The following is a 23309-nucleotide window of genomic DNA, read 5'->3' as shown; positions in this document are numbered from 1 at the left end:
GGGGGGGGGGGGGGGGGGGGCCCCCCCCCCCCCCCCCCCGCCCCTCCTCAGCAACTCACCGCTGTGCGGGTGCGGTTACGGCGTGACCTTGTCGATCTGCGCGCTGCCGGAGCCGGCGACCGTGCCGCGCGCGTTGACCAGCTGCACCTCGCCGAAGAACTTGCGTCCTTCGGGAGCCGCACCGGCCACCACGACCTCGGCCTTGACCTGCGCCGAGGCGCCGTTGGCCAGCTTCACGGTCTGTGCGTCGTCGATCTTGACCTGGCCGAGCGACGGGGAGAAGTACACGTCGCGGTAGTCGTACTCGGTGGTCCCGGCCGGGACCGAGTAACCGTCGACGACGATCCGGTAGGTGCCCGCTGCGGGCTTGACCAGGCTGACGGCCTCCTCGGAGTCGCCGTCGGCGGCCTGGCCGACCAGCGTGGTGCCGAGGTAGACCGACAGGTCCAGGTCCGCGGCGGCGTCGGAGACCTTGCCGATCGCGATGTCGAGACGCTCCACGCCCTCACCGACGGTGAGGGTGGACTCCTGCTTCTCGCCGTTCTTGATCGACGGACGGGTGTCCTTCGACGAGCCGAGCGAGCCGGCCTTCAGCTTGCCCTCCAGCGCGGCGAAACCGTTGGTGACCTTCCACTCGACCGGGGCCGGCGTGCCGACCTTGGCCTCGGGGATGGTCTGCACGGCCGGGTCGAAGGCGGCGCCGAGCACCGACACGTCCAGCTTGTACGGGTTGTCGAGCACCGGCGAGGTACGGCGCGACTCGACCTCGATCTCCCAGACGCCGGCCTGCGGGTTCGGGTACGACCGCAGGTCCGGGCGGCAGGTGTTGGCCGGGTTCGTGTAGTTCGGGTAGCAGTTGACCGTCGACGTCGGGTCCGAAGGCACACCGTACGGGTGGATGGCGACGAAGCGCGTCTGACTGCCGTCGGTGAGCCCGCCCAGGGCCACCTCCAGCGACTTCGCGCCCTCGGGGACGTTCACGAAGTACGACTTCGGCGCGTTGCGCTGCACCGAGCCGGTGGCGGAGAACGCGTAGGACGGCTTGTCCAGCGCCTCCGCGGCGACCACGGTGGTGAGGATCTGCTTGTCGATGCCCTCGGTGGCCTTGTCGGACACCTCAAGGATCGCGCTGTGGATGCCCTTGGCGCGCGGCTGGGCGGAGACCTTCACGGTGACCGGCTGGTTCAGCGGAAGCCGGACCACGTCGTCGCCGACGATCTTGAAGGTGCCGTCGTTGTTCTCGAAGTGCAGCTCGTGGCGGACGGGGCCGGCGGGGCCGGTGGTCCGGGTGAGCGTGATGTCGTAGACCTTCTTCTGGCCGGCCTTCAGGCCGCCCTCACGGTCGTACAGGCCGGTGCCGAAGCCCGGCGTCTTGAGGAACTGGTCGATCGCGGTGTCGACCGGGGCCTTCACCGTGTACTCGTGCGCCGACGCGTTGTCCTTGATCGACTCCCACGCGTCCACGATGTTGATCAGGCCGGCGCCCTCTTCGTGGGGCTGGAAGCCCTTGATGTGGTCGGCCTGGCTGACGAGCGCGGTGCGCAGCTTCGCCGGGGTCAGGTCGATCTTCTTCTGCTTCGCGGCCGACAGCAGCAGCGCGCTCGCGCCCGCCGCCTGCGGCGATGCCATCGAGGTGCCCTGGAGCATCGAGTAGCCGGCCGGGAGCTGGTAGCCGGCCTCGGCGACCGGGCCGCCGGGCGACCACGTCTGGGTGGTGTTGATGGCGGCGCCGGGCGCGGAGATGGTCGGCGCGAAGCCGCCGTCCTCACGCGGGCCGCGCGAGGAGAAGGGCATCATGGCGTACTTCTTCGACACGACCGAGCCGTAGTTGGCGGCCCAGGTCTCCTTGGAGATGGACGCGCCGACCGAGATGACCTTGTCCGCCAGCGACGGGTCGCCGATGGTGTTGGTGCCCGGGCCGCTGTTGCCGGCCGAGATGACCAGCTGCACGCCGTAGGTGTCGATGAGGCGCGTGTAGAGCTCGGCGCGCGCGTTGTTGCCGTCGTTCAGCGCGGGCAGGCCGCCGATCGACATGTTGACGATGTCGACACCGCGCTTGGTGACGAGGTCGATCATGCCCTCGGTGAGCGCGACGTTGGTGCAGCCGCCGCTCCAGGTGCAGGCGCGCGAGGAGACCAGCTTGGCGCCGGGGGCGGCGCCGTTCATCCGGCCGCCGAAGAGGCTGTTGGCGGCGGTGATGCCGGCGACGTGCGTGCCGTGCGAGCCCTCGATGATGCCGATGTTGACGTAGTCGGCCTTCGCGCCGGCCGCGTTGTAGACGACGTCCTTGCGGATCTCGGCGACGAACGGGATCTGCTCGACGACGTCGGTCGCCGGGTCGTCCTTGCCGAAGTACCGGACCTGGTGCCCGTCCTTGTACGGCTTCATCGCCTCTTCGTCGCCGAAGTCGGCGTCGTTGTCGAGGTCGACGCGGACCGTGCCGGCCGCGGCGTCGTACAGCACGCCCCAGACGTCCGTGGTGTCACCGTCGCGGTTCAGGTCTCCCGCCATGTCGCCACCCGTGGTGGCGTCCTCGCGGAAGAGGTTGAACTTGTAGCTGCCGGCGGGGGCCGACCACGTGCGGTCCGCGATCGCGAACGTCGGGCCGTCGACCGCCGCCGTCATCCGGCGCCACGTGCCGTCGCCGTCCGCGACCGGGTCGGTGGCCGTCACCCAGTCGACGATCTTGCGCTCGCCGGTGGTGGTCTTCTGGAGCGCCGGGTGGCCGAGGTCGACACCCGAGTCGAGGATGCCGATGGTGACCCCGCGGCCGTCGGCCTTCGGGTGGTCCTCCACGAAGTCCACGGCGCCCGTCTCGAAGGACGGGTTGTACGGGTTCTCCGCGGGCGTCCGCTTCCCGGGGCCGGCGTACGTGCCCTCGGCGGCGGTCTTCGCGCCCTTGCCGCGGTCCGCGGCCGGCGTCGGGTCGTCCAGCGCGATCTCCTGCTTGAGGTCGATCCCGTGGACGGAGGAGAGCTTCGCGGCGGCCTTGATGGCCTTGTCCGCCTCGCCGGTGGGCAGGGTGGCCCGTACGTAACCGAGCTTGTCGTCCGTACGGCCGACCAGGCCGCCCTGGACGGCGTCCAGCTGCCGCGCGACCTGCTCGGTCGCGCCGGGCGCGGTGGCGACCATCAGCGTGACGCTCTTCGCGCCGTCGGCCTCCGCCTCGGCGAGCAGCTGCGCGTCGGCGGAACCGAGTTTCGCCGCAGCCGACTTGGGCGCGGGCGCGGTGGAACGGGGGTCGTCGGCGCCGGCCGCCATGGCGGGCAGCGGCGCGGCCGCACACAGCGCGGCGACCAGACCGGCGGCGAGCGCGATGCGGGCCGCGGGTCTGGCGCCGGGTATGGAGCCGGATGATTCGAGGGTCATGGGCTTCCCTGTGAGTGAAAGAAGGAGTCGTCCGGGCTGTCGTCCGGAATACGGTGCCGGATGACCGCTCAGCCTTGCCTAAGTGATGGTCGTTTGGGGAGAGTTGCCAAGGGCGTAATACGGTCGTGGCGTACATCCGCCACCGCGCGGTATGCGCCACCGGGCCCGAACCGTCAGATTCCGGGCGCCGTCGCGCCGCCTGCCCGTAACCTCGGTCAATGAACCGAGAGCTCAGGGTGGCGGCCTACGCCGTGTGCGTGCGGGACGGGCAGGTGCTGCTGGCCCGCTGGGTGGCGCCCGACGGGGCGAGGCGGTGGACGCTGCCGGGCGGCGGCATGGACCACGGCGAGGATCCGTACGACACGGTGATCCGCGAGGTGGAGGAGGAGACGGGGTACGCCGTCGAACCGGTACGGCTGCTCGGCGTCGACTCCGTCACCCGCCGCTACCCGCGCCGGCTCGGCGCGTTCGCCGACTTCCAGGGCCTGCGGATCGTGTACGAGGGGGAGATCACCGGCGGCGAACTGCGCCACGAGACCGGCGGTTCCACCGACCTGGCGGCCTGGCACCCCCTGGACGAGGTGCACCGCCTCGACCACGTCGAACTGGTCGACACCGGCATGGAGATGTGGCGCACGAGGCCGCCGGCGGGACGGGTGGCGCTGCCGGGGAGGTGAGCGGAGGGACCGGACGGTGACCCCTTCGCCCCCTGCGGCGTTCCCGGGGCGGAGTTCCCGTCCGGCATGGGGCGGGCGGCGGTCAGGGCCGCACCGCGCGGACGGCCCGCGGCAGGCCGCGGACCCGCGACCGTCCCCCCGGGTGATCCCTGTTCGGTGATCGGTGTGACGCGTTGCGGAGCCGTTCACGCGCAGGCCACCCCCGGTGTCGACGATCCCGGTGGGGCAAGGGGTTCCACCGGCTCCCGCCGGCGGTCCGCCCCTGCCCGGCCGATGCGACCGCACCCCGGGGAGACCGCGCCATGTCACGCCTACGCTCCGCAGCCGAAGCCGCTTCCGACCGCCGTTCCTTCCTCGCCGCGACCACGGCGGCCGGCCTCTCCGCCGGTATCGGTCTCGCCCTGCGCCCGGACCGCGCCGCGGGGGCCGGTGCGCCGGCGGCCGCCCCCGCCGCCGTACCGCCCTGGACCGGCACGACGCTCCGCAAGGTTGCCACCCCGCGCGGCGGCGCCGCGGGCTACCGGCGCCTCGGCACCGGCCCCGGCTGGAAGCGCGTCGTGCGGACGCAGCTCGCCGCCGCCCGGGCCGGCCGCGCGGAACGGCGTACCGCCCTCGCGTCGTTCGTACAGCTCACCGACCTGCACCTCACCGACGTGCAGCACCCCGTCCGCACCGAGTACCTGCGCGCCCAGGCGGCGGGAGCCTGGCGTCCGCAGGAGGCGCTCACCGTGCACGGCGCGATCGCGCTGGTCGAGCGTGTCAACGCGCTGCGCGGCGGGCCGGTCACCGGAGCGGACCTCGGCTTCGTGATGACGACCGGCGACAACACGGACAACAACTGCAAGGCCGAACTCGACTGGTTCCTGCGGACGATGAGCGGCGGCCGCATCACCCCCAGCACCGGCGACCCCGCCCGCTACGAGGGCGTCCAGGACTGCGGGGAGCCCCTGTACTGGCACCCGGACGCCGCGCTGCGCGACGCCGACAAGCAGCGCGGCTTCCCGCGCCTGCCGGGCTACCTCGCAGCCGCCCTGCGCCCCGTGAACAGCCCCGGGCTGCGCCTGCCCTGGTACTCCACCGTCGGCAACCACGACGACCTGCACAGCGGCTGCTTCGCCTCCGGCCGGCTCGCCGACTTCGCGGTGGGTGGCCGGAAGTTGTTCTCCCTGCCGGTGTACGAGGCGCGCGCGCTCGAAGCCGTACTCCGCAAGGGCGACGACCCGCGCGGCGTCTACTTCACCGATCTGCTGCGCCGCCAGACCCGCCGCATGCGCTCCGTCACGCCCGACCCGGCGCGCGCGCCCTTCACACCGCGCGAGTACGCCGAGGCCCACCTGGACCCGGCCCGCACGGGCGCGGGCCCGGCCGGCCACGGCTACACCCGGGAGAACGCCGACACCGGGAACCTGTACTACTCCTTCCGCGTCGCCGACGGCGTACGCGGCATCAGCCTCGACACCACCGACCGGGGCGGCCACTTCGCGGGCTCGATCGGCGCGGCGCAACTGGCCTGGCTGGGGCGCACACTGCGCGCCCACCGGGACGAGCACCTCATCGTTTTCAGCCACCACAACAGCTGGACGTTCGACGACGGCGGCGGCGACGAGCTCGTCAGCCTCTTCCGGCGGAACCCCCACGTCATCGCCTGGATCAACGGACACAGCCACCGCAACGAGATCCGCGCCCACGGCAGCTTCTGGGAGATCTCCACCGCCTCGCACGTCGAGTACCCGCAACTCGCCCGGATCGTCGAGCTGACCGACAACCACGACGGCACGCTGTCCCTCTTCACCACGCTGATCGAGTCGGCCGCCCCGCACCGCACCGACTTCACGGACCTGTCGCAGACGGGGCTCGCGGCCCTCTACCGCGAGCTGTCGCTCAACGCGGCGGGCGCCCGGCAGACCCTGGCGGGTCCGCTGGACGCCCGGAACACGGAGCTGCTGCTGAAGAGGCGCTGAGGCGTCAGCGCGGCAGCACCACCACACAGGCGGGTGGCTCCCGGTCGCCCGACGCCATCAGGGCGGTCCGTACGACGGTCGCCTGCTGCTCCGCCGCCTCCCGCAGCTTCTTCGGCGTGATGTGCACGACGGTGATGCCGAGCCGCTCCAGGTGCTCACGCTTGCGGGCGTACCGCGACCATTCCCCGAGCTCCCGGCTCCGCCCGTGCGGGGGAGACCCCATGGCGTCCTCGTCCTGCCGGGGCGCGCGGGTGTCGAGCTCCACGGCCACGGCGTGCTCGGGCCAGTAGACGTCGACACCGCCGAGGTGCGGACCGCCGGGCAGCCGCAGGTCGACGTTCCACAGCGGGTCGGGCAGCCCGTGGTCGCGGACCATCCGGTAGAGCCGGTCCTCGGCGATGGCCCGCCCCTCGGCGAGCAGGGAGTCGACGGCGTCGACGACGTGCGGCCGTGAGAGCAGCCGCGCGAGGGTTAGTTCCTTCACCACGGCGGCCGGTTCGCAGTGGCCGCCGCGTACCGCCTCGGTGAGCAGGCGGCGTACGACGTCGGCGTCCCCGAGCTGCGCGACCGCGTCGGCGAGGGCGCGGGCGGCCGGCGCGACCGGCAGGCCGCCGATCTCATGGACGTGCGGCATGGCGTGCGCCCGGACCAGCCGGGCGCACCCGGTGGAACGCAGCCGCCGGGTGCGGGGCACCAGTACGTCGATCCGCTCCAGGGAGAGCAGCGGGGGAGCGGCGGAGAAGCCGTGCAGGGCGAGGGCGGCCAGCCCGGTGACCATGGCATCGCCGTACGAGCCGGCCTCGCCCTCGGTCCTGGCCTGCGCCGGGACCACCGCGCCGCCCGGGGACCCGGTGGACCGCCCCGCGTACAGCAGGGCGGCGTGCAGCCGCTCCTCGCTCGTGGGCGGGCCCGGGTGCAGGACGAAGACGCCGGGCAGGAGTTGCTGCCAGGGTCCGCCGGGCCGGCACCGCGCGGACGCCTGGGCGGCGGACACGCCGTGCGCGCGCAGCTGGGCGGCGGACAGCACGCGCCGCTGGGCGTCGGTGAGGTGGCTGAGGGGGCGGGGGGAGACCGGGGTGTTGTGGTTCATGTCCGGGGGTTTCCCGCTCACCCCCGGCTCCCTAACCGCTGTTACACAGTCGTCGACAATTCAGGACATCACCGCACTAAAGTACGGAAGTTCGAATGCCGAAACCCCGCCCCGCGTCAGCCGTTCACCCCGCAGCGCCCCGATCGCACGCCTGACCGCGCAGGGCCCGCGCCAGGTCGTCCCGGGCCTCCAGGACCAGCCGGCGCAGCGCCGGTGCCGCGTCCGCGTGGCCGTCGAGCCACGCGTCCGTCGCGTCCAGGGTGGCCGGGTCGTCCTGGAGCCCCGGGAACAGCCCCGACACCACGTCCATCCCGATCTGGATGGAACGCTCGTCCCACACCCGCTCGATCGCCGCGAAGTACTTCTGCGCGTACGGAGCGAGCAACTCCCGCTGCGCCGGCTGGACGAAGCCGTCGATCGTGGCCACCACCAGCGCGTTCGACAGCGAGTCGGACTCCACGACCGCCGCCCACGCCTGCGCCTTGACGGCCGCCGAGGGGCGCGAGGCGAGGCACCGCACCTGGTGCCGCTTGCCCGACGCGGTGTCGTCGCGCGCCAGCTCCGCGTCGATCACCTTCTCGTCGGCGACGCCGTGCGACGCGAGCGGCCCGAGGAAGGCCCAGCGCAGCTCCTGGTCGACCTCCAGGCCGTCGATCCTGGCCGTGCCCTCCAACAGTCCCTGGAGCAGCTGGAAGTCCGCGTCCCGGCAGGCCGTCGCGGCGAAGAACCGCGCCCAGGTGAGCTGGTGCTCGCTGCCGGGCTCGGCGATCCGCAGCTCCCGCAGCGCCCCTTCCGCGAGCGCGCGCCCGCCCTCCTCGCGCCACTCGGGCGCCGCGTAGTGCGTCAGCGCGGACCGGGTCCACGCGTGCAGCATCTGGAGGACGCCGATGTCGGTCTCGCGCCCGGCGAACCGCAGCACCAGGCCGACGAAGTCCCGGGCCGGCATCAGCGCGTCCCGCGTGAGGTTCCACAGGGCCGACCAGCACAGCGCCCGTGCCAGCGGGTCGCTCACCTCGCCGAGGTGCGCGCGGAGGGTGGCCAGCGACTCCGCGTCGAAGCGGATCTTGCAGTACGTCAGGTCGTCGTCGTTGACCAGCACCAGGTCCGGCTTCTCGCTCCCCGCGAGCTCCGCGACGACCGTGCGGGGCCCGGCGACGTCCACCTCCGCCCTCGCGTACCGCACCAGCTCGCCGCCGGTTTCCTCGCGCCGGTACAGCCCGACGGCCACCCGGTGGGGCCGCAGCTCGGGGTGCGACTGGGCACTCTCCTGGAACACGGCCAGCTCGGTGATCCGCCCCGCCGCGCCGTACACCACCTGCGGGGTGAGCGAGTTGACCCCGGCCGTCTGCAGCCACGCCCGCGACCAGGACGCGAGATCCCGCCCCGAGGTCTCCTCCAGCACCGCCAGCAGGTCCTCCAGCCGGGTGTTCCCGTACGCGTGGCGCTTGAAGTACCGCCGGGCGCCCTCCATGAAGGCGTCCTTCCCGACGTACGCGACGAGCTGCTTCAGCACGGACGCGCCCTTGGCGTACGTGATCCCGTCGAAGTTCAGCTTCGCGTCCTCCAGGTCACGGATGTCGGCCGTGATCGGATGCGTCGAGGGAAGCTGGTCCGCCCGGTACGCCCAGGACTTCCGGTTGTTGGCGAAGGTGATCCACCCGTTGGTGAAGCGGGTGGCCTCCACCATCGAGTACGACCCCATGAAGTCGGCGAAGGACTCCTTCAGCCACAGGTCGTCCCACCACTGCATGGTGACCAGGTCGCCGAACCACATGTGCGCCATCTCGTGCAGGATGACGTTGGCCCGGCGCTCGTACGACGCCCGGGTGACGTTGCCGCGGAAGACGTACTCCTCGCGGAAGGTCACGCAGCCGGGGTTCTCCATGGCGCCGATGTTGTACTCGGGCACGAACGCCTGGTCGTACTTCCCGAAGGGGTACGGACAGTCGAAGTTCTCGTGGAAGAAGTCGAGGCCCTGCTTGGTGACGGTGAAGATGTCGTCCGCGTCGAAGTGCCGGGCGAGGCCCTTGCGGCACATGGCGCCGAGCGGGATCTCGATCTCCGTGCCGTCGGCGAGGGTCCGCCGGTAGAGATCGCTCTCGTAGTGGTACGGGCCCGCGACGACGGCGGTGATGTAGGTGGAGATCGGCGCGGTCTCACGGAAGCGCCACACCGTGGCGTCGCCGTCGTCCGCCGCCTCCCCGACCCCGTTGCTCCACACCGTCCACCCGGCGGGCGCGGTCACCTCGAAACGGAACGGCGCCTTCAGATCGGGTTGTTCGAAGGTGGCGAAGACCCGCCGCGCGTCGGCCGGCTCGTACTGCGTGTAGAGGTACACCTCGCCGTCCTCCGGATCGACGAACCGGTGCATGCCCTCGCCGGTGCGGCTGTACGCGCACTGCGCGTCCACGACCAGGACGTTCTCCTCGCGCAGCCCGGCCAGCGCGACCCGCTTGCCGTCGAACACGGCGGCGGGGTCCAGCGACTCCCCGTTGAGTGTGACGGCTGTCACGGACGGAGCCAGCAGATCCGCGAAGGTGCCGGCCCCGGGCCGCGAGCACCGGAAGCGGAGCGTGGTGACGGAGCGGAACGTGCGCGGCTCGTCCTTCCCGGTCTCGCCGACCGCCGATCGCAGGTCGAGGGCCACTTCGTAGCCGTCGACGGACAGCAGCTCGGCCCGCTCGCGGGCCTCGTCGCGGGACAGATTCTCACCGGGCACGGGCACTCCTTCGTGTCTCGTTCGAACGCCCCGATCCTCCCACGCGGCCGTGACCGGGAAGGCCCGGGGAATGCCGCCGGTGGCCGGTGGTGTTGCCCGGGCAGGTTGCGACCCCACGAGGAGAGACATGCCCGAGAACCTTGAGACCGCTGACCCGCTCGTGACCGCCCAGAGGTCCGCAGGCCCGGCCCGGTCCACGAGCGTCGACAGCGGCAGGACCACGGCGGACTTCTGGTTCGACCCGCTGTGCCCGTGGGCCTGGATGACCTCCCGGTGGATGCTGGAGGTCCAGAAGGTCCGCGACGTCGACGTCCGCTGGCACGTCATGAGCCTTGCCGTACTGAACGAGGACAAGCTGGACGAGCTGCCGGAGCAGTACCGCGAGCTGCTCGGCCCCAAGGGCTGGCGACCGGTGCGCGTGGTGGCGGCGGCGCGTGAGCTGCACGGCGACGAGGTCGTCGGCGCGCTCTACACGGCACTCGGCACGCGCTTCCACAACAACGGCGAGGGCGCGACCCTGGAGGCGATCGCGGGCGCGCTGGAGGACGCGGGCCTGCCGGCCGAGCTGATCGAGTACGCCGACAAGGACACGTACGACGCCGAGGTGCGCGCGTCGCACAAGGTGGGCATCGACAAGGTGGGCCAGGAAGTGGGCACCCCGGTCATCTCCGTCCCCGGCGCGAACGGCGACGAGGTCGCCTTCTTCGGCCCGGTGGTCACCCCCGCCCCCAAGGGCGAGGAGGCGGCGCGCCTGTGGGACGGCACGCTGATGGTGGCGTCGATCCCCGGCTTCTACGAGATCAAGCGCACGCGCACCCAGGGACCGATCTTCGACTGACCCGGAACGCAGCCGGCCCCCGCGAGTCACGTCCTCGCGGGGGCCGGCCCTTTTCCGCCCGCACGTGAAGGGTGAGAAGACGATCACGAGCAGGACGACATCACGCGCCTACGGCGCGAGCAGCAGGTTGAACGCGCGCTCCCTGGCGGCGGCGTAACGCTTCGCCACGTCCTGCCAGTTGACGACCTTCCACATCGCCTCGACGAAGTCCACCTTCTGGTTCTTGTACTGCAGGTAGAAGGCGTGCTCCCAGGCGTCGAAGACCAGGATCGGGACCGACCCCTGGCCCACGTTGCCCTGGTGGTCGTAGATCTGCTCGACGATCAGACGGTGGCTGACCGGCTCGTACGCGAGCACGCCCCAGCCCGAACCCTGTGTCGTAGCGGCGGCCTTGGTCAGCTGGGCCTTGAACTTGCCGAAGGAGCCGAACGACTCGGCGATCGCGTCCGCGAGCTCACCGACACCGTCCGCGGCCACCGGCTCACCGCCGCCGTCGCCGGTCATGTTGTGCCAGTAGATGGAGTGCAGGATGTGGCCGGAGAGGTGGAATGCGAGGTTCTTCTCCAGGCCGTTGATCGCTCCCCACGACTCCTTGTCGCGGGCCTCTTCCAGCTGCTCCAGCGTGTCGTTCGCGCCCTTCACGTAGGCCGCGTGGTGCTTGTCGTGGTGCAGCTCGATGATCTGCGCGTTGATGACGGGTTCGAGGGCCGCGTAGTCGTACGGGAGTTCAGGAAGTGTGTACATGGCCATGTCCGAGCCCTCCGACTGCTTATTGCGACTGGTATGCAAGTGCAGATTAGCAGCAAGAGGTTCGGTGTGGATCATCCATGGGTCCTAGGACCCGGCGACACTCCTCGCGAGGACGGCCAGATCGGGAAAGTCGGTCACCACCGCGTCGACGCCCATCCCGTAGTGCAGGGCGTACTCCGCGAACGCGTCGCCGAAGTCGTTGGGCGCGGCGCCGCGCCGGAACTGCGCGGGCAGGAACTGGTTCTCGCAGCGGAAGGTGTACGCCCCCACCTTCAGCCCCGCCGCGTGCGCGTCCGCGAGCAGCGTCGAAGGCGGCAGGAGCGACGACTTGTCCGGTCCGATCCAGTCGGCGTACTCCGCGATCCCCGCCAGACCGGCCGGCGTCATCATCTCCTTGTACGTCTGCGGGTGGCCGTACGGCCCGCCCGTCGTCCCGAGCGCCTGCCACAGCGGCAGCCGCAGCCGCGCCTCCGCCACGCGGGCCAGGCTCGACGGCTCGAACGACTGGACGACGCACTCGTGGGCGCGGAGCCGGTTGCGCCGGACGACCGCGACGAGCGCGGGTTCGAGGGGCAGACCGATGGAACGGAAGTAACCCGGGTGCTTGGTCTCCGGGAACACGGCGACGGTCCGCCCGTACCGCCTGGACAACCTCCTTGCCAGGTCAACGACTTCCTGGAAGGTCATGACCTCCATACGGCCGTCGAAGACGGTGTTCCGGTTCCTGACGAGCGGCAGGCGCTCCACGGCGCGCAGGGTCTTCAGCTCGGCGAGCGTGAAGTCCTCGGTGAACCAACCGGTGACCGACCGGCCGTCCACGGTCTTCGTCGTACGGCGCGACGCGAACTCCGGGTGGTGCGCGACGTCCGTGGTGCCGGAGATCTCGTTCTCGTGCCGCACGACGAGGACGTGGTCCTTGGTCGGTACGAGATCGGGCTCGATCCAGTCGGCGCCGGTCTGGACGGCGTGGGTGTACGAGGCGACGGTGTGCTCGGGTCGCCACCCGGCCGCACCCCGGTGTCCGATCACCACGGGCCCCGGCCGCCGCGGCCCGGCCGCCGCTCCGCCGGCGCCGGTGACGGTGACCGCCCCGGCGGCGAACAGAACGGACCGGCGTCTCGGCAGTGCTGCGGGCATAAGAGCCTCCCTGACGTCTCGACCGACACACGAGCCCCACCAAACCCCACGACCCCACCGGCCCCCGCAGCAGTGGTGTGCCGAGGGCCCACGCACGCTCCGCCCGCCCTCTCGCGGTGGTGGGAGGGGACGTGCCGGGGTGCTCCCCGCAGGGCGTCGAACGCAACCCGGGCGCGGCACCGGCCCCCGAGCCCCCGTAAACGGGCCGCGCCCCACCTCGCAGAAGAACTCACCCCGCACCGCCCCGCGTCCCCGCCCGCGCCTGACCCAACCGCGCCAGATGCGCCGCGTACCCCACCGCGTAGAACTCCGCCCGCTCTACGTCCGGCTCGACCACCGCCGTGGGCCGGGTCCAGGCGGCCACATCCAGGGCCACCCCGAACCGCTCCGCCGCCGCCAGCACCGCCCCCCGCGCCCCGACCTCGCCCTCGACCACCCGCAACGGCCGGCCAAGGACGTCGGCGAACAGCCGCAGCCACGCCGGCGAGCGTGTCCCGCCGCCGCACACCGCCAGGTCGCCCGTGAGGCCCGCCGCCTCCAGGCAGTGGCGCGCGGCGAAGGCGATGCCCTCACAGGTGGCCCGCACCAGATCGCCCTTGGTCGTTTCGAGCGACACACCGGTCAGCTCCGCCCGCAACCGCGGCTCCACGAACGGCGCCCGCTCGCCCGACGGCGCGAAGTACGGCAGGACCCGCACCCCGTTCGCTCCCGGCGGCGTCGCCTCCAGCAGGGCGTCGACCTCCGCGTGCCGTACGCCGGTGGTCCGCAGCACCCAGTCCAGCGCCGCCGTGCCCACCATGGCCGGCATCGCCCGCAGCCACTGCCCCCGCCGGTCGGTCGAGATGTGCAGCCCGGCCGGTTCGCCGCGCTCCAGGTCGAGTTCGTCCGTCGCCACCAGCGACGCCAGGCACGTACCGATGATCAGCAGCCCGTCCCCCGGCCGTGTCACCCCCGCGCCGAGCGCGCACGCGGGCAGGTCGTACGGGCCGTCCGCGATCCGGGTGCCGGGCGGCAGGCCGGGGCCGCGCGTCTCCCCGGTGGCCACCGGGTCGGCCACCGGGGCCAGGAGACCGCGCCGGTGACCGAGGCCCAGCAGGGCCAGGGTCTCGTCGTCGTACTGCCGGGTGCGCGGGTCCAGGAACGGCATGGACGCGTCCGAGACGTCCGTCGCCCGGACATTCGTCAGGCGCTGGAAGACCATGTCCTTGCAGTACAGAGCGGTGGCGGCCGCATCCAGAACCTCCGGCTCGTGCCGGTCGAGCCAGGCCAGCACGGGCCCCGGGCAGCCCGGGAACATCGCGCTGCCCGTCCGCCGGAACACGGAGGTGAAGACGCCCGAAACCATCCACGCGTCGAGTGCTTCGTGCGCCCGGCCGTCCATCCACGAAATGGCCGACCGCACCGGGCGGCCGCCCGCGTCCACCAGCCACACACCGTCGCCCTGGCCGGTGAGCCCGGCGAGTCCTACGGGACCCGGGAGCCCGGGCACCAGCGTGGCGAGGACGTCCACGACCGCCGCGTACACCTCGTCCATGTCCTGCTCGACGAAGCCGTCGCGGATGTCGAGCGCGACGGGACGGGACTCGACCGCGACCTGCCGCCCCGACGGGTCGAAGGCCGCCGCCTTCACCATCGACGTGCCCACATCAATACCGACGTACAGCATTCCCGCACTCCCCACGGACCACGTCCACGCATCGCCACACCCGCCGCACCCACGTCACACCCGCCGCACCCACATCCACCTCCACGCCCGCACCCACGCGCACGTCACGTCAGGCAGTGCGCCGGCGGCGACCCGGCCGCATACCGCGCCACCTCCGCCGCGGCGATCCGCGCCGCCTTCTCCGCCACCTGACGGCTCGCACCGCCCAGATGCGGGGTCATCACGACCCCCGGCACACCCCGCAGCCGCGCGTCGGCCGGCAGCGGCTCCCGCTCGTAGGTGTCCAGCGCGGCCGCCGCCAGCCGCCCGCTCTCCAGCGCGTCGCACAGCGCGTCCGTGTCGACGAGCGGCCCGCGCGCCACGTTGACCAGCACCGAACCCCGTGGGAGCAGGCCCAGTTCGCGCGCGCCGAGCAGACCCCGCGTCTCATCGGTGAGGCGCGCGTGCAGGGTGAGCACCCGCGAGCGGGACAGCAGCTCGTCGAGCGAGGCGACCCGCACGCCGTGCACGTCACCGCGCACGTACGGGTCGTACACCTCCACCTCCGCGCCGAACGCGCACAGCACCCGCGCGACCCGGCTGCCGACCGCGCCGTAACCGACCAGCCCGACCCGCGTGTCCTCCAGCTCCGCCCCGCACCGCTCGTACGTGTAGTACGAGCCGTCCCACACCCCGCGCCGCGCGAGCGCGTCGTGGGTCTGCGGGATCCGGCGCATCGCGGCCAGCATCATCCCGACCGTGAACTCGGCGGTGGCGGCCGCGTTGCGGCCCGGCGCGAAGCACACCCGCACGCCGCGGGCCCGCGCCGCCGACACGTTGACGTTGACCGGGCCGCCCCGGCAGACGACGACGAGCCGCAGCGCGGGGCAGGATTCCAGCACCCGCTCGGTGAACGGCGCCATCTGGGTCACGCACACCTCGACGCCCCGCAGAGCCTCGATCAGCGCGTCCTCGCAGTCGGCGGCCTCGTCCACCTCGGCCACCTTCGTGAAGGGTTCGAGCGGCCAGGGGAGGGTGAGTTCGGTGAGTTCGAAGGGGGACGTGGTGACGGCGGCCTCCAGGGCCTCGCCGATCAGCGAGTTGAGGACGAAGTGGTCACCGGCTGCCAGGATTTTCATCGCAGTACCTCTCCTGTCTCGGCGTCGAAGACGTGCGTGAGCCGCGGGTCCGCGGTCACCCGCACGGTGTCGTCCCGGTTGAGGCGCACCTCGGGACCGGTCTGTACGACGAGCGGCTCGGCCACTCCGTCGAGCGCGAGCGTGGCGATGCCCGCTTCGAGGAGCGGCTCGTACGCGCTGACCCTGGCCGGCACCGAGCCGCCCGCACCCTCCGCGTCGCCGGAGGGCCGCCCCCCGGCGCCCCGCCCGCCGACGAGACGCTCCCCGGCGAGCCGGAGATCCTCGGGCCTGATCCCCAGTACCACCTCCCGCCCCGCCGCGAGCCGCACCGCGACGGCCGGCCGCACCGCGTCCGAGAGCCGCACGCGCCCGTCGGCGCAGGCCACCCCCGGCAGCAGATTGATCGCCGGCTCCCCGACGAAGTCGGCCACGAAGAGGTTCGCCGGGCTGTCGTAGATCTCGTACGGCGTGCCGAGCTGCTGGATGACGCCGTCCTTCATCACCGCGATCCGGTCGGCCAGCGACAGCGCCTCCTCCTGGTCGTGGGTGACCAGGATCGTGGTGTGCCCCAGATCCTGCTGGATGCGCTTGAGCTCCCGGCGCGTGGTGTCGCGCTGCGCCGCGTCCAGGTGCGACAGCGGCTCGTCGAGCAGCAGGACGTCCGGCTCGCGGATCAGCGCCCGCGCCAGCGCCACCCGCTGCTTCTGGCCGCTCGAGAGCCCGCCCGGCCTCGCGTCGAGCAGCTCCGTGAGGCCGATCCGCTCGGCCATGTCCCGTACCCGCGAGTCCACCTCGGCGCGTGGCCGGCCGCGCGCCGCGAGCCCGAACCCGAGGTTGTCGGCCACGGTGAGCGGCGGATAGAGCGCGTAGTTCTCGAACGCGACTCCGATGTTGCGCCGCTGGGCGGGGACCTTCACCACCGACGCGCCGCCGACGAGGATGTCCCCGCCGGTCACCTCCTCGAGGCCCGCGATCATCCGCAGGGTGGTGGACTTGCCGCAGCCGGAAGGGCCGAGCAGCCCGAGCAGTTCACCGGAGCGCAGGTCCAGGTCGATGCCGCGCACGGCCTCCACCCGCGGACGCCCGCGCACCGCGTAGGTCTTGCGCAGCGCCCGCAGTGCCAGCTCAGTCATGGTCCGCGCCTCCCGTCGCCGTCGGGCACACCTCGTACGGGACCTTGTGCTCGTCGAGGTCGCGCAGCAGCTCCGCCGACGCCCCGTCGTCGACCAGGACGAGGTCGAAGCGGGAGAGCGGGGCGAGCCGGTGCAGGGCGACGCGGCCGAGCTTGGAGTGGTCCAGCAGCAGCACGTTCCTCGCTGCGGAGTCGAGCATGGCGCGTTTGACGGAGACGATGTGCTGCTCCTGGTGGTAGGCGAAGCCGCCCGAGACGGCCGAGGTCGACGTGAAGCAGATGTCGACCCGCAGGAGCTGGATCGCCTCCGTGCAGGAGACGCCCAGGAACGACGAGTGCAGCGGATCGTAGTCGCCGCCGAGCGCCATCAGGTGGATGCCGCGCTCTCCCGACAGCAGTGTCAGCGCTTCGAGGAAGTTGGTGACGACGGTCAGCGGAGTGATCTGTGAGGGACCGCCCGGCCCGCTCCCCGACGATCCGCCCGGGGAGCCGAGCCGACGGGCGATCTCCAGCGTGGACGTCGAGTCGTCGAGCATCACGGCCATGCCGGGCTCGATGAGCCGCAGCGCCCGTTCGGCCACGGCGGCCTTCTGCGCGCGCATGGTCTTGAGCCGGTAGGCGACGTTCGACTCGAAGACGCCGGACGGCTGCGCGGTCACGCCGCCCCGGAACTTGCGTACCAGCCCCTGCCGTTCGAGTTCGTCCAGGTCCCGGTGGATGGTCATCAGGCTGACGTCGAAGCGCTCGGCCAGTTCGGCGGCGGTCGCCGAGCCCGCCGCGAGCACCCGTTCCGCGATGGCCGCCTGGCGGGGCGCGGGACCGCGCTGCTGGTCGCCGCTCATCCGGTGATCCTCCGCCCCGGCCGGCCCGGCCCCCCGGTGTCGTCCGCCTCGAACAGCAGCAGGCTCTCCGGCCGTACCGACAGCCGCACCGGCGCGTCGGGCCGCAGCCCGGCGGCGTCGGCGCGCGGCACGACCAGCGACAGGTGCTGCGCCCCGAGCCGTACGGTGACCTCCGTGGCCCGGCCCAGGGCCTCGGTGATGTAGACGCTGCCCATCAGCTCGATGCCGCCGGGACCGAGTGCGGAGGAGCCCAGCGACAGGTCGCGCGGCCGCACCCCGATCTGCACGGGCGTGCCGGGGGAGACGGACCGTACGCCGGGAAACGCGACCGCGCTCGGCGGGATCTCGAAGAAGCGGTCGGCGGAGACGAAGCCGCCGCCTTCCGTGACGGAGCCCGGCAGCAGGTTGATGCGCGGCCTGCCGAAGGAGCGTGCGACGAACGTGTCGTACGGCTGGTGCCAGATCTCCTCGCGCGTCCCCGTCTGCACGATCCGGCCCGCGCGGATCACCCCGATGCGGTCGCCGAGCGCCAGCGCCTCCACCGAGTCGTGGGTGACGTACAGGGTCGTGGTGCGCCGCACCGCGCCGATGGCCTTCAACTCGGCGCGCATCGCCTGGCGGAGCTTCGCGTCGAGGTGGGACAGCGGCTCGTCGAGGAGGAACGCGCGCGCCGGCCGCACCAGGACGCGGCCCAGGGCGACGCGCTGGCGCTGCCCGTTGGACAGCCGGCCCACCGGCCGCTCCAGGAGCGCCCCGATGCCGAGGAGGTCCGCGACCTCGCCCACGCGCTCGCGCGCCTCGGCGGCCGGCAGCCTGTAGCGGGGGGAGCGCAGGGGAGAGGCGAGGTTGTCGTACGCGCTGCGGTGCGGGTAGAGGGCGTACGACTCGAAGCACATGGCCACGCCCCGGTCGTACGGCTCGACCCCCGTCATGTCGGCGCCGTCGAGCGAGACCGTCCCCGACTGGGGTTCCTCGAGCCCGGCGACGGTCTTCAGCGTCGTCGTCTTCCCGGCGCCCGAGGGGCCGAGCAGGCAGAAGAACTCGCCCTGTGCGACGTCGAGGTCGAGACCGTCGAGCGCGGTGTTCCGGCCGTACGCCTTGTGGACGCCGCGCAGCGATATGGCGGAACTCGTCACGACTTCACCGCCCCGAACGACAGCCCGCGCACCAGGTACCGCTGGATGGTGAGCGCGAGGAGCAGCGGCGGGATCACCGACACCAGCGCGGCGGCCGCCGTCAGGTTGTACTTGGGGCGGTCGCCCCCGAGGAAGGACAGCGCGCCGACGGTCACCGTCTGGGCCCGGGACGAGGTCAGGATCAGCGGGAAGACGAAGTTGTTCCAGGCGAAGATGAAGGCGAGCAGCGACACCGCCGCGATGCCCGGCTTGACCAGCGGCAGCGCGATCCTGAAGAACGCCTGCTTCCTGGTGTAACCGTCGAGCAGCGCGGCCTGCTCCAGCTCGGGGGAGAGGTCGGAGAAGTACGAGCGCATGATCCAGACGATCAGCGGCAGCGTGACGAGCTGGAGCACCCAGATCATGCCGACGTACGTGTCGAAGAGCCCGAGCTGCTGGTAGAGCACGAACAGCGGGATGATGACCGTCAGTTCGGGCGCGAACCGGAAGGACAGCAGGGTGAACATCAGGTTCTCCGAGCCCCGGAACCGCCACCGGGCGGCCGCGTAGGCGGCGGGCAGCCCGATCACCAGCGAGAGCCCCACGGCCCCCAGCGACACCACCAGGCTGTTGACGAAGAACCGCAGGAACGGCACGCCCTCGTCGTCCCCCGCTCCGAGGACGGTCCGGTACGCGTCGAGGGTGGGCGTGAACGAGAAGTACGTGCTGAACAGCTCGTCGGCCGGCTTCAGGGACAGGATGACCATCCAGGCGATCGGGAAGAGCGCGAAGACGAAGTAGAGGATCAGCGCCCCGTCGGCGGCGATCGCCAGCAGTCTGCGTTTCACCTGGGCACCTCCGCCGCCCGGTTCTGGACGGTGCCCAGGTAGCGCACCAGCACCATCGTCACCAGGTAGACCACGGCCCACAGCACGATCATGTAGCTGATCCCGAACGAGTACCGCTGGAAGCGGATGGCCTCCAGGTACGCCCGGATCTGGAGCACCACGGTCGAGTCACCGGGACCGCCCTCGGTCAGGGCGTAGATGATGTCGAAGACCTTCAGCGAGTCCATGAACCGGAAGATCACCGCGACCAGGACGTACGGCCAGAGCATCGGCAGCGTCAGCTTCCGGAAGGTGAACCACCAGCCGGCCCCGTCCACCGCCGCCGCCTCGAACGGCGACGTGGGCAGCGACCGCAGCCCCGCCAGCGCCAGGATCGCCACGAACGGCGTGTAGACCCACACGTCCACGGCGATCGAGGACAGCAGCGCGCCCGCCGGGGTGTCCGTCCACTGCACCCCGCCCAAACCGAAAGGTTTCAGCAGGTGGTTGACGACCCCGACACTCGGCTGGAGCATCAGCTTCCACATGATCGCGGCGATCACCGGCGCGATCATCAGCGGCAGGATGAGGATCTTCTCCAGCACCCGCCCCACCCGCGTCGAGCGGTGCAGCAGCAGCGCCACGCCCACCCCGAGCACCGTCTCGAACGCCGCCGCGCCCACCGCGTACAGCACCGTCACCCACGCCGAGTCCCAGAAGGACGACTCGCCGAAGATGCGCCGGTAGTTCTCCAGGCCGACCATGTCCGGCTGCGGCCTGCTCGCCGCGAAGTCGAAGAGCGTGTAGTACAGCCCCAGCCCGAAGGGGTAAAGGATCCCGCCGGTGAGCAGCAGGGCCGGAACGATCAGCAGGTACGGCCGCAGCCCGCGCCGCCAGCGCGGAACGACACGCGCCGGCGGCCCGCTTCCCCCGTGCGAGGCCGCCCCGTGGCCGGTCTCGGTGAGGGACGACGACACGGAGCCGTCACCCGACCTTCGCGGCCAGGTCGCTCGCCAGCCCGTTCAGCACCGCCGAGGCGTTCTTGCCGCCGTAGATCTCCTGGAGGGACGCCGCCCAGCTCGTCGTCGCGTCGAAGAACTGCTCCTGCGGCGTGAACTGGATCTTCGTCTGGTCGACGACCGTCTCGAAGGTCTCGATGAAACCCTCGATCCCCTTCATCTTGTCCTTGTACGCCGCGTCCTGGCTGACGGACTTCCGTACGGGGTCGATGTGGTTGCCCTCGATCGCCGCCTTGCGCAGGTGCTCCTTGCCGGTCGCCCACTGGAGGAACAGCCACGCCGCGTGCTTGTTCCTGCTCTTGGCGTTCATGCCGAGCGACCAGATCCACATGTTCGTGGCGAGCGACCCGTCCGGCCCCTTCGGCCCCGGATGGAAGGCGATCTTCCCCGACGCGGGCGACGCGCCCTTCACCGCCTGGAAGTACGCGGCCGTGTCGGCGTCGAAGAGCATCCCCGCCTTCTTCGCGCCGAGGTCGCTGGAGCACTGGTACCAGCTGTACGAGGTCCAGGACGGCGGCCCGCCCTTCTTGACCATCTCGGCCCAGTCCCGGGTGAAGGCGACGGCTTCGGGGGTGTTCATGGCGGGCTTGATCTCTCCGCCGTCCACCGTGAAGTCCTTCAGCCCGAACCGCGAGTACATCGTCATGAAGCCGGGGTGGATCGTCGCCCAGCTCCGCGACCCGCGCACCGCCACGCCGTACATCCCGTCGAAACCGGCCCCGGGCGCCTTGCGCTTGATGACGCCGGACATCTCCCGCAGCTCGTCGAAGGTCTCGGCGGGTCTCAGCCCCAGCTTCTCGAAGACCTCGGTGTTGTACGCGACGACGTTCGTCTCCCAGCCCCACGGCAGCGCGTACTGCCCGCCCTGCCCGAGCGGGGCGCCCGCCTCGAGCGACCACTGGCCGGCCTGGAGCAGGTTGGGGAAGAAGTCGCCCTGGTCCCACTCCGCGCCGGTCGCCGAGGAGTTGCTCATCCACGGCCCGAGATCCTCCAGCCAGCCCGGCGGCCCGTACTGCCACACCATGTAGGCGCCGAGCATGAAGACGTCGTACGAGGCGCGACCGCTGGACAGGTCGACGGTGAGCTTGTCGAAGTAGTTGTCCTCGGGGAACACGTCGTACTCGACCTCGACGCCGGTCTTCTCGGTGAAGGACTTGAGGTCGGCGATCAGCGCGTCCGTGTACGGGTGCTTGTTGAGCAGCGCCTTGACCGTCCGGCCCCCGGCCTTCTTCCAGTCGAACGAGCCGGTGACGTCGTCGGCCGCGGACCCGCCGTCCTTCGCGCCGCCGTCACCGCCGAATCCGGCGCCGCACGCGCTCAGCAGCGGGGTGGCGGACGCGGCCGCCGTGAGGGCGAGGAACCGCCGCCGGTCAGGTGCGCGCATCTCCATCACGACCTCCGCCAACACGTGCAGTCGATTGGTTAACAGAGCTTGGAACAGCGGTAGTTGAGCGTCAATCCCTCGCGCAACGGAATATCTCGGTGCACAGTGAGAACTTCACAGACGCCGCCGATACGCGCGGGAGGCTCGTGTGCCGTCCGAACAGCCCGAAGAGCCGAAAGAGTCCGTCACGTCCGGCGGGTCCGCCAGGGACACCGCATGGCTGGGAATCGACCTCGGTACACAGAGCGTCCGGGCGGTCGTCGCGACCACCCGCGGGCACCTGCTGGGCAGCGGCTCGGCCCCGCTGACCGGCCGGCGCACCGGCGTACGCCACGAGCAGGACCCCGGCGACTGGTGGACCGCCGTCTGCGCCGCGACCCGGGCCGCGCTCGCCGGCACGCCCGCGCACCGGGTCCGCGCGCTGGCCGTCTGCTCCACCTCGGGCACGGTCCTGCTCACCGACCCGTACGGGCACCCGCTCACCCCCGGCCTGATGTACGACGACGCGCGCGCCGCTCCCGAGGCCCACGAGGCGGGGGTGGCGCCGAGCTGGGGTCTGCCGAAGGCGCTGTGGCTGGCCCGGCGGTGGGGCGTGACGGGACGCGCGAGCCGGCTGCTGCGGCTGGCCCACCAGGCCGACACGGTGACGGCCCGGCTGACCGGCGGCCCGGTCGCCACCGACTCCAGCCACGCCCTCAAGACGGGTTACGACCTGGACCACGACACCTGGCCGAAGGGAGCCCTCGCCCTCCTCAGCCTGGACACCGGCCTCTTCCCCGACGTCGTACGCCCCGGAACCCGCCTCGGGCGGGTCACCGCGGCGGCGTCGGGCGAGACCGGCATCCCCGCCGGAACCCTGGTCGTCGCAGGGATGACGGACGGCTGCGCGGCCCAGATCGCCTCGGGCGCGCTGCGCGTCGGCGCCTGGAACTCCGTACTCGGCACGACCCTCGTCCTCAAGGGCGTGGCGTCCGAGCCCGTCCGCGACCCCGCCGGCATCGTCTACAACCACCGCTCCCCGGACGGCAACTGGCTGCCCGGCGGCGCGTCGAGCGTGGGTGCGGGAGCGCTGAGCGCCGCCTTCCCCGGCGCCGACCCGGCCCGCCTCGACCGCCTCGCCGCCCGCCACGAGCCGTCGGTGGCCCTCGCGTACCCCCTGACCTCGCGGGGCGAGCGCTTCCCGTTCCGCGCCCCGGACGCCACCGCGTTCGTGTGCGGCGCGGGCACGTCGGAGGGCGACCGGTGGGCGGCGCTGCTCCAGGGCGTCGCGTACACGGAACGCCTGTGCCTGGACTATCTCCACTACCTGGGCGCCCCCGTGGACGGCCCGCTCACCTTCACCGGCGGCGCGGCGCGCAGCGCGTACTGGAACCGTCTGCGCTCCGACATCCTGGGCCGCCCCGCCCACATTCCCGAACAGACCGAACCGGCACTCGGCATGGCGGTACTGGCGGCCTACGGGGCGGGGGCGGCGTCCGACCTGGCGGGGGCGGCGCACACCATGGTCCGTATCCGCGAGGTCGTGGAACCGCGCCCGCGCCGCACGGCGGCCTTCGCGGAGCCGTACGCCCGCCTGGTCGGCGAACTGGAGCAGCGCGGCTGGCTGCCGGGCCCGGTGGCGGCACACGCGCTGTCGCGGCTGGGCGCGTGACCGGACGCACGGAA

Annotated in this window: 17 protein-coding genes; 4 read left to right on the top strand and 13 right to left on the bottom strand. The window is 72.0% G+C overall.

The features are described from left to right. Positions 1 to 75: 75 nt before the first annotated feature. Positions 76 to 3369, bottom strand: a complete 3294-nt coding sequence (locus AC07FK_RS08960) for a S8 family serine peptidase (RefSeq protein WP_479103813.1) — start codon at positions 3367 to 3369, stop codon at positions 76 to 78. A 218-nt stretch (positions 3370 to 3587) separates the two neighbouring features. Between AC07FK_RS08960 and AC07FK_RS08955 the strand changes: the two genes are divergently transcribed. Then, positions 3588 to 4046 (top strand): NUDIX hydrolase, encoded by a 459-nt coding sequence (locus AC07FK_RS08955; RefSeq protein WP_479103812.1) that lies wholly within the window; start codon positions 3588 to 3590, stop codon positions 4044 to 4046. Between the two features lie 302 nt (positions 4047 to 4348). Further along, complete coding sequence (locus AC07FK_RS08950; protein ID WP_479103810.1) at positions 4349 to 6007, top strand: TIGR03767 family metallophosphoesterase; 1659 nt, start codon at positions 4349 to 4351, stop codon at positions 6005 to 6007. Between the two features lie 4 nt (positions 6008 to 6011). Here the strand turns inward: AC07FK_RS08950 and AC07FK_RS08945 are convergent, their stop codons facing one another. Both AC07FK_RS08945 and pepN read right to left on the bottom strand, forming a co-directional pair. After that, positions 6012 to 7097: a hypothetical protein gene (locus tag AC07FK_RS08945; protein ID WP_479103953.1), complete on the bottom strand. Its 1086-nt coding sequence runs from the start codon at positions 7095 to 7097 to the stop codon at positions 6012 to 6014. A 124-nt stretch (positions 7098 to 7221) separates the two neighbouring features. Continuing rightward, complete coding sequence (pepN, locus tag AC07FK_RS08940; RefSeq protein WP_479103808.1) at positions 7222 to 9816, bottom strand: aminopeptidase N; 2595 nt, start codon at positions 9814 to 9816, stop codon at positions 7222 to 7224. Positions 9817 to 9943: 127 nt separating this feature from the next. On the opposite strand from pepN, the gene AC07FK_RS08935 reads away from it, so the two are divergent. Then, the gene (locus AC07FK_RS08935; RefSeq protein ID WP_479103807.1) at positions 9944 to 10654 is read left to right on the top strand and encodes a mycothiol-dependent nitroreductase Rv2466c family protein; all 711 of its coding nucleotides are present in this window, start codon (positions 9944 to 9946) and stop codon (positions 10652 to 10654) included. A gap of 108 nt (positions 10655 to 10762) precedes the next feature. Here the strand turns inward: AC07FK_RS08935 and AC07FK_RS08930 are convergent, their stop codons facing one another. From AC07FK_RS08930 to AC07FK_RS08885, 10 genes are all read right to left on the bottom strand, one after another. Beyond that, the gene (locus AC07FK_RS08930; protein ID WP_479103805.1) at positions 10763 to 11404 is read right to left on the bottom strand and encodes a superoxide dismutase; all 642 of its coding nucleotides are present in this window, start codon (positions 11402 to 11404) and stop codon (positions 10763 to 10765) included. An 84-nt stretch (positions 11405 to 11488) separates the two neighbouring features. Then, positions 11489 to 12541, bottom strand: coding sequence for a glycerophosphodiester phosphodiesterase family protein (locus AC07FK_RS08925; protein ID WP_479103804.1), 1053 nt, complete (start codon positions 12539 to 12541; stop codon positions 11489 to 11491). Positions 12542 to 12770: 229 nt separating this feature from the next. Next, positions 12771 to 14204, bottom strand: a complete 1434-nt coding sequence (locus AC07FK_RS08920; RefSeq protein ID WP_479103951.1) for an FGGY family carbohydrate kinase — start codon at positions 14202 to 14204, stop codon at positions 12771 to 12773. 107 nt (positions 14205 to 14311) lie between these two features. Then, positions 14312 to 15325 (bottom strand): 2-hydroxyacid dehydrogenase, encoded by a 1014-nt coding sequence (locus AC07FK_RS08915; protein ID WP_479103802.1) that lies wholly within the window; start codon positions 15323 to 15325, stop codon positions 14312 to 14314. Then, entirely contained in the window at positions 15322 to 16458 is a 1137-nt protein-coding gene (locus tag AC07FK_RS08910; protein ID WP_479103800.1) for an ABC transporter ATP-binding protein, read from the bottom strand. The genes AC07FK_RS08915 and AC07FK_RS08910 overlap by 4 nt, the downstream gene beginning before the upstream one ends. Further along, positions 16451 to 17299, bottom strand: a complete 849-nt coding sequence (locus tag AC07FK_RS08905) for a DeoR/GlpR family DNA-binding transcription regulator (RefSeq protein WP_479103798.1) — start codon at positions 17297 to 17299, stop codon at positions 16451 to 16453. Before AC07FK_RS08905 ends, AC07FK_RS08910 begins: the two co-directional genes overlap by 8 nt. Then, positions 17296 to 18435 (bottom strand): ABC transporter ATP-binding protein, encoded by a 1140-nt coding sequence (locus AC07FK_RS08900; RefSeq protein ID WP_479103796.1) that lies wholly within the window; start codon positions 18433 to 18435, stop codon positions 17296 to 17298. Before AC07FK_RS08900 ends, AC07FK_RS08905 begins: the two co-directional genes overlap by 4 nt. Next, positions 18432 to 19262, bottom strand: coding sequence for a carbohydrate ABC transporter permease (locus AC07FK_RS08895; protein WP_479103794.1), 831 nt, complete (start codon positions 19260 to 19262; stop codon positions 18432 to 18434). Before AC07FK_RS08895 ends, AC07FK_RS08900 begins: the two co-directional genes overlap by 4 nt. Continuing rightward, positions 19259 to 20218, bottom strand: a complete 960-nt coding sequence (locus AC07FK_RS08890; RefSeq protein WP_479103793.1) for a carbohydrate ABC transporter permease — start codon at positions 20216 to 20218, stop codon at positions 19259 to 19261. The genes AC07FK_RS08895 and AC07FK_RS08890 overlap by 4 nt, the downstream gene beginning before the upstream one ends. Positions 20219 to 20225: 7 nt before the next feature. Then, on the bottom strand, positions 20226 to 21644 hold the full coding sequence (locus AC07FK_RS08885) for an ABC transporter substrate-binding protein (RefSeq protein WP_479103791.1): 1419 nt from the start codon (positions 21642 to 21644) through the stop codon (positions 20226 to 20228). Between the two features lie 220 nt (positions 21645 to 21864). Here AC07FK_RS08885 and AC07FK_RS08880 point away from each other — a divergent pair, with 220 nt between their 5' ends. Beyond that, positions 21865 to 23295 carry an FGGY-family carbohydrate kinase gene (locus AC07FK_RS08880; protein WP_479103950.1) on the top strand — a complete coding sequence of 477 codons (1431 nt, stop codon included), beginning with the start codon at positions 21865 to 21867 and terminating at the stop codon, positions 23293 to 23295. Positions 23296 to 23309 lie beyond the last annotated feature (14 nt).

The sequence above is a fragment of the Streptomyces sp. NPDC046122 genome, assembly GCF_056429965.1.
The sequence above is the reverse complement of the archived record's forward strand: the minus strand, read 5'-3'. Positions and strand labels throughout refer to the sequence as shown.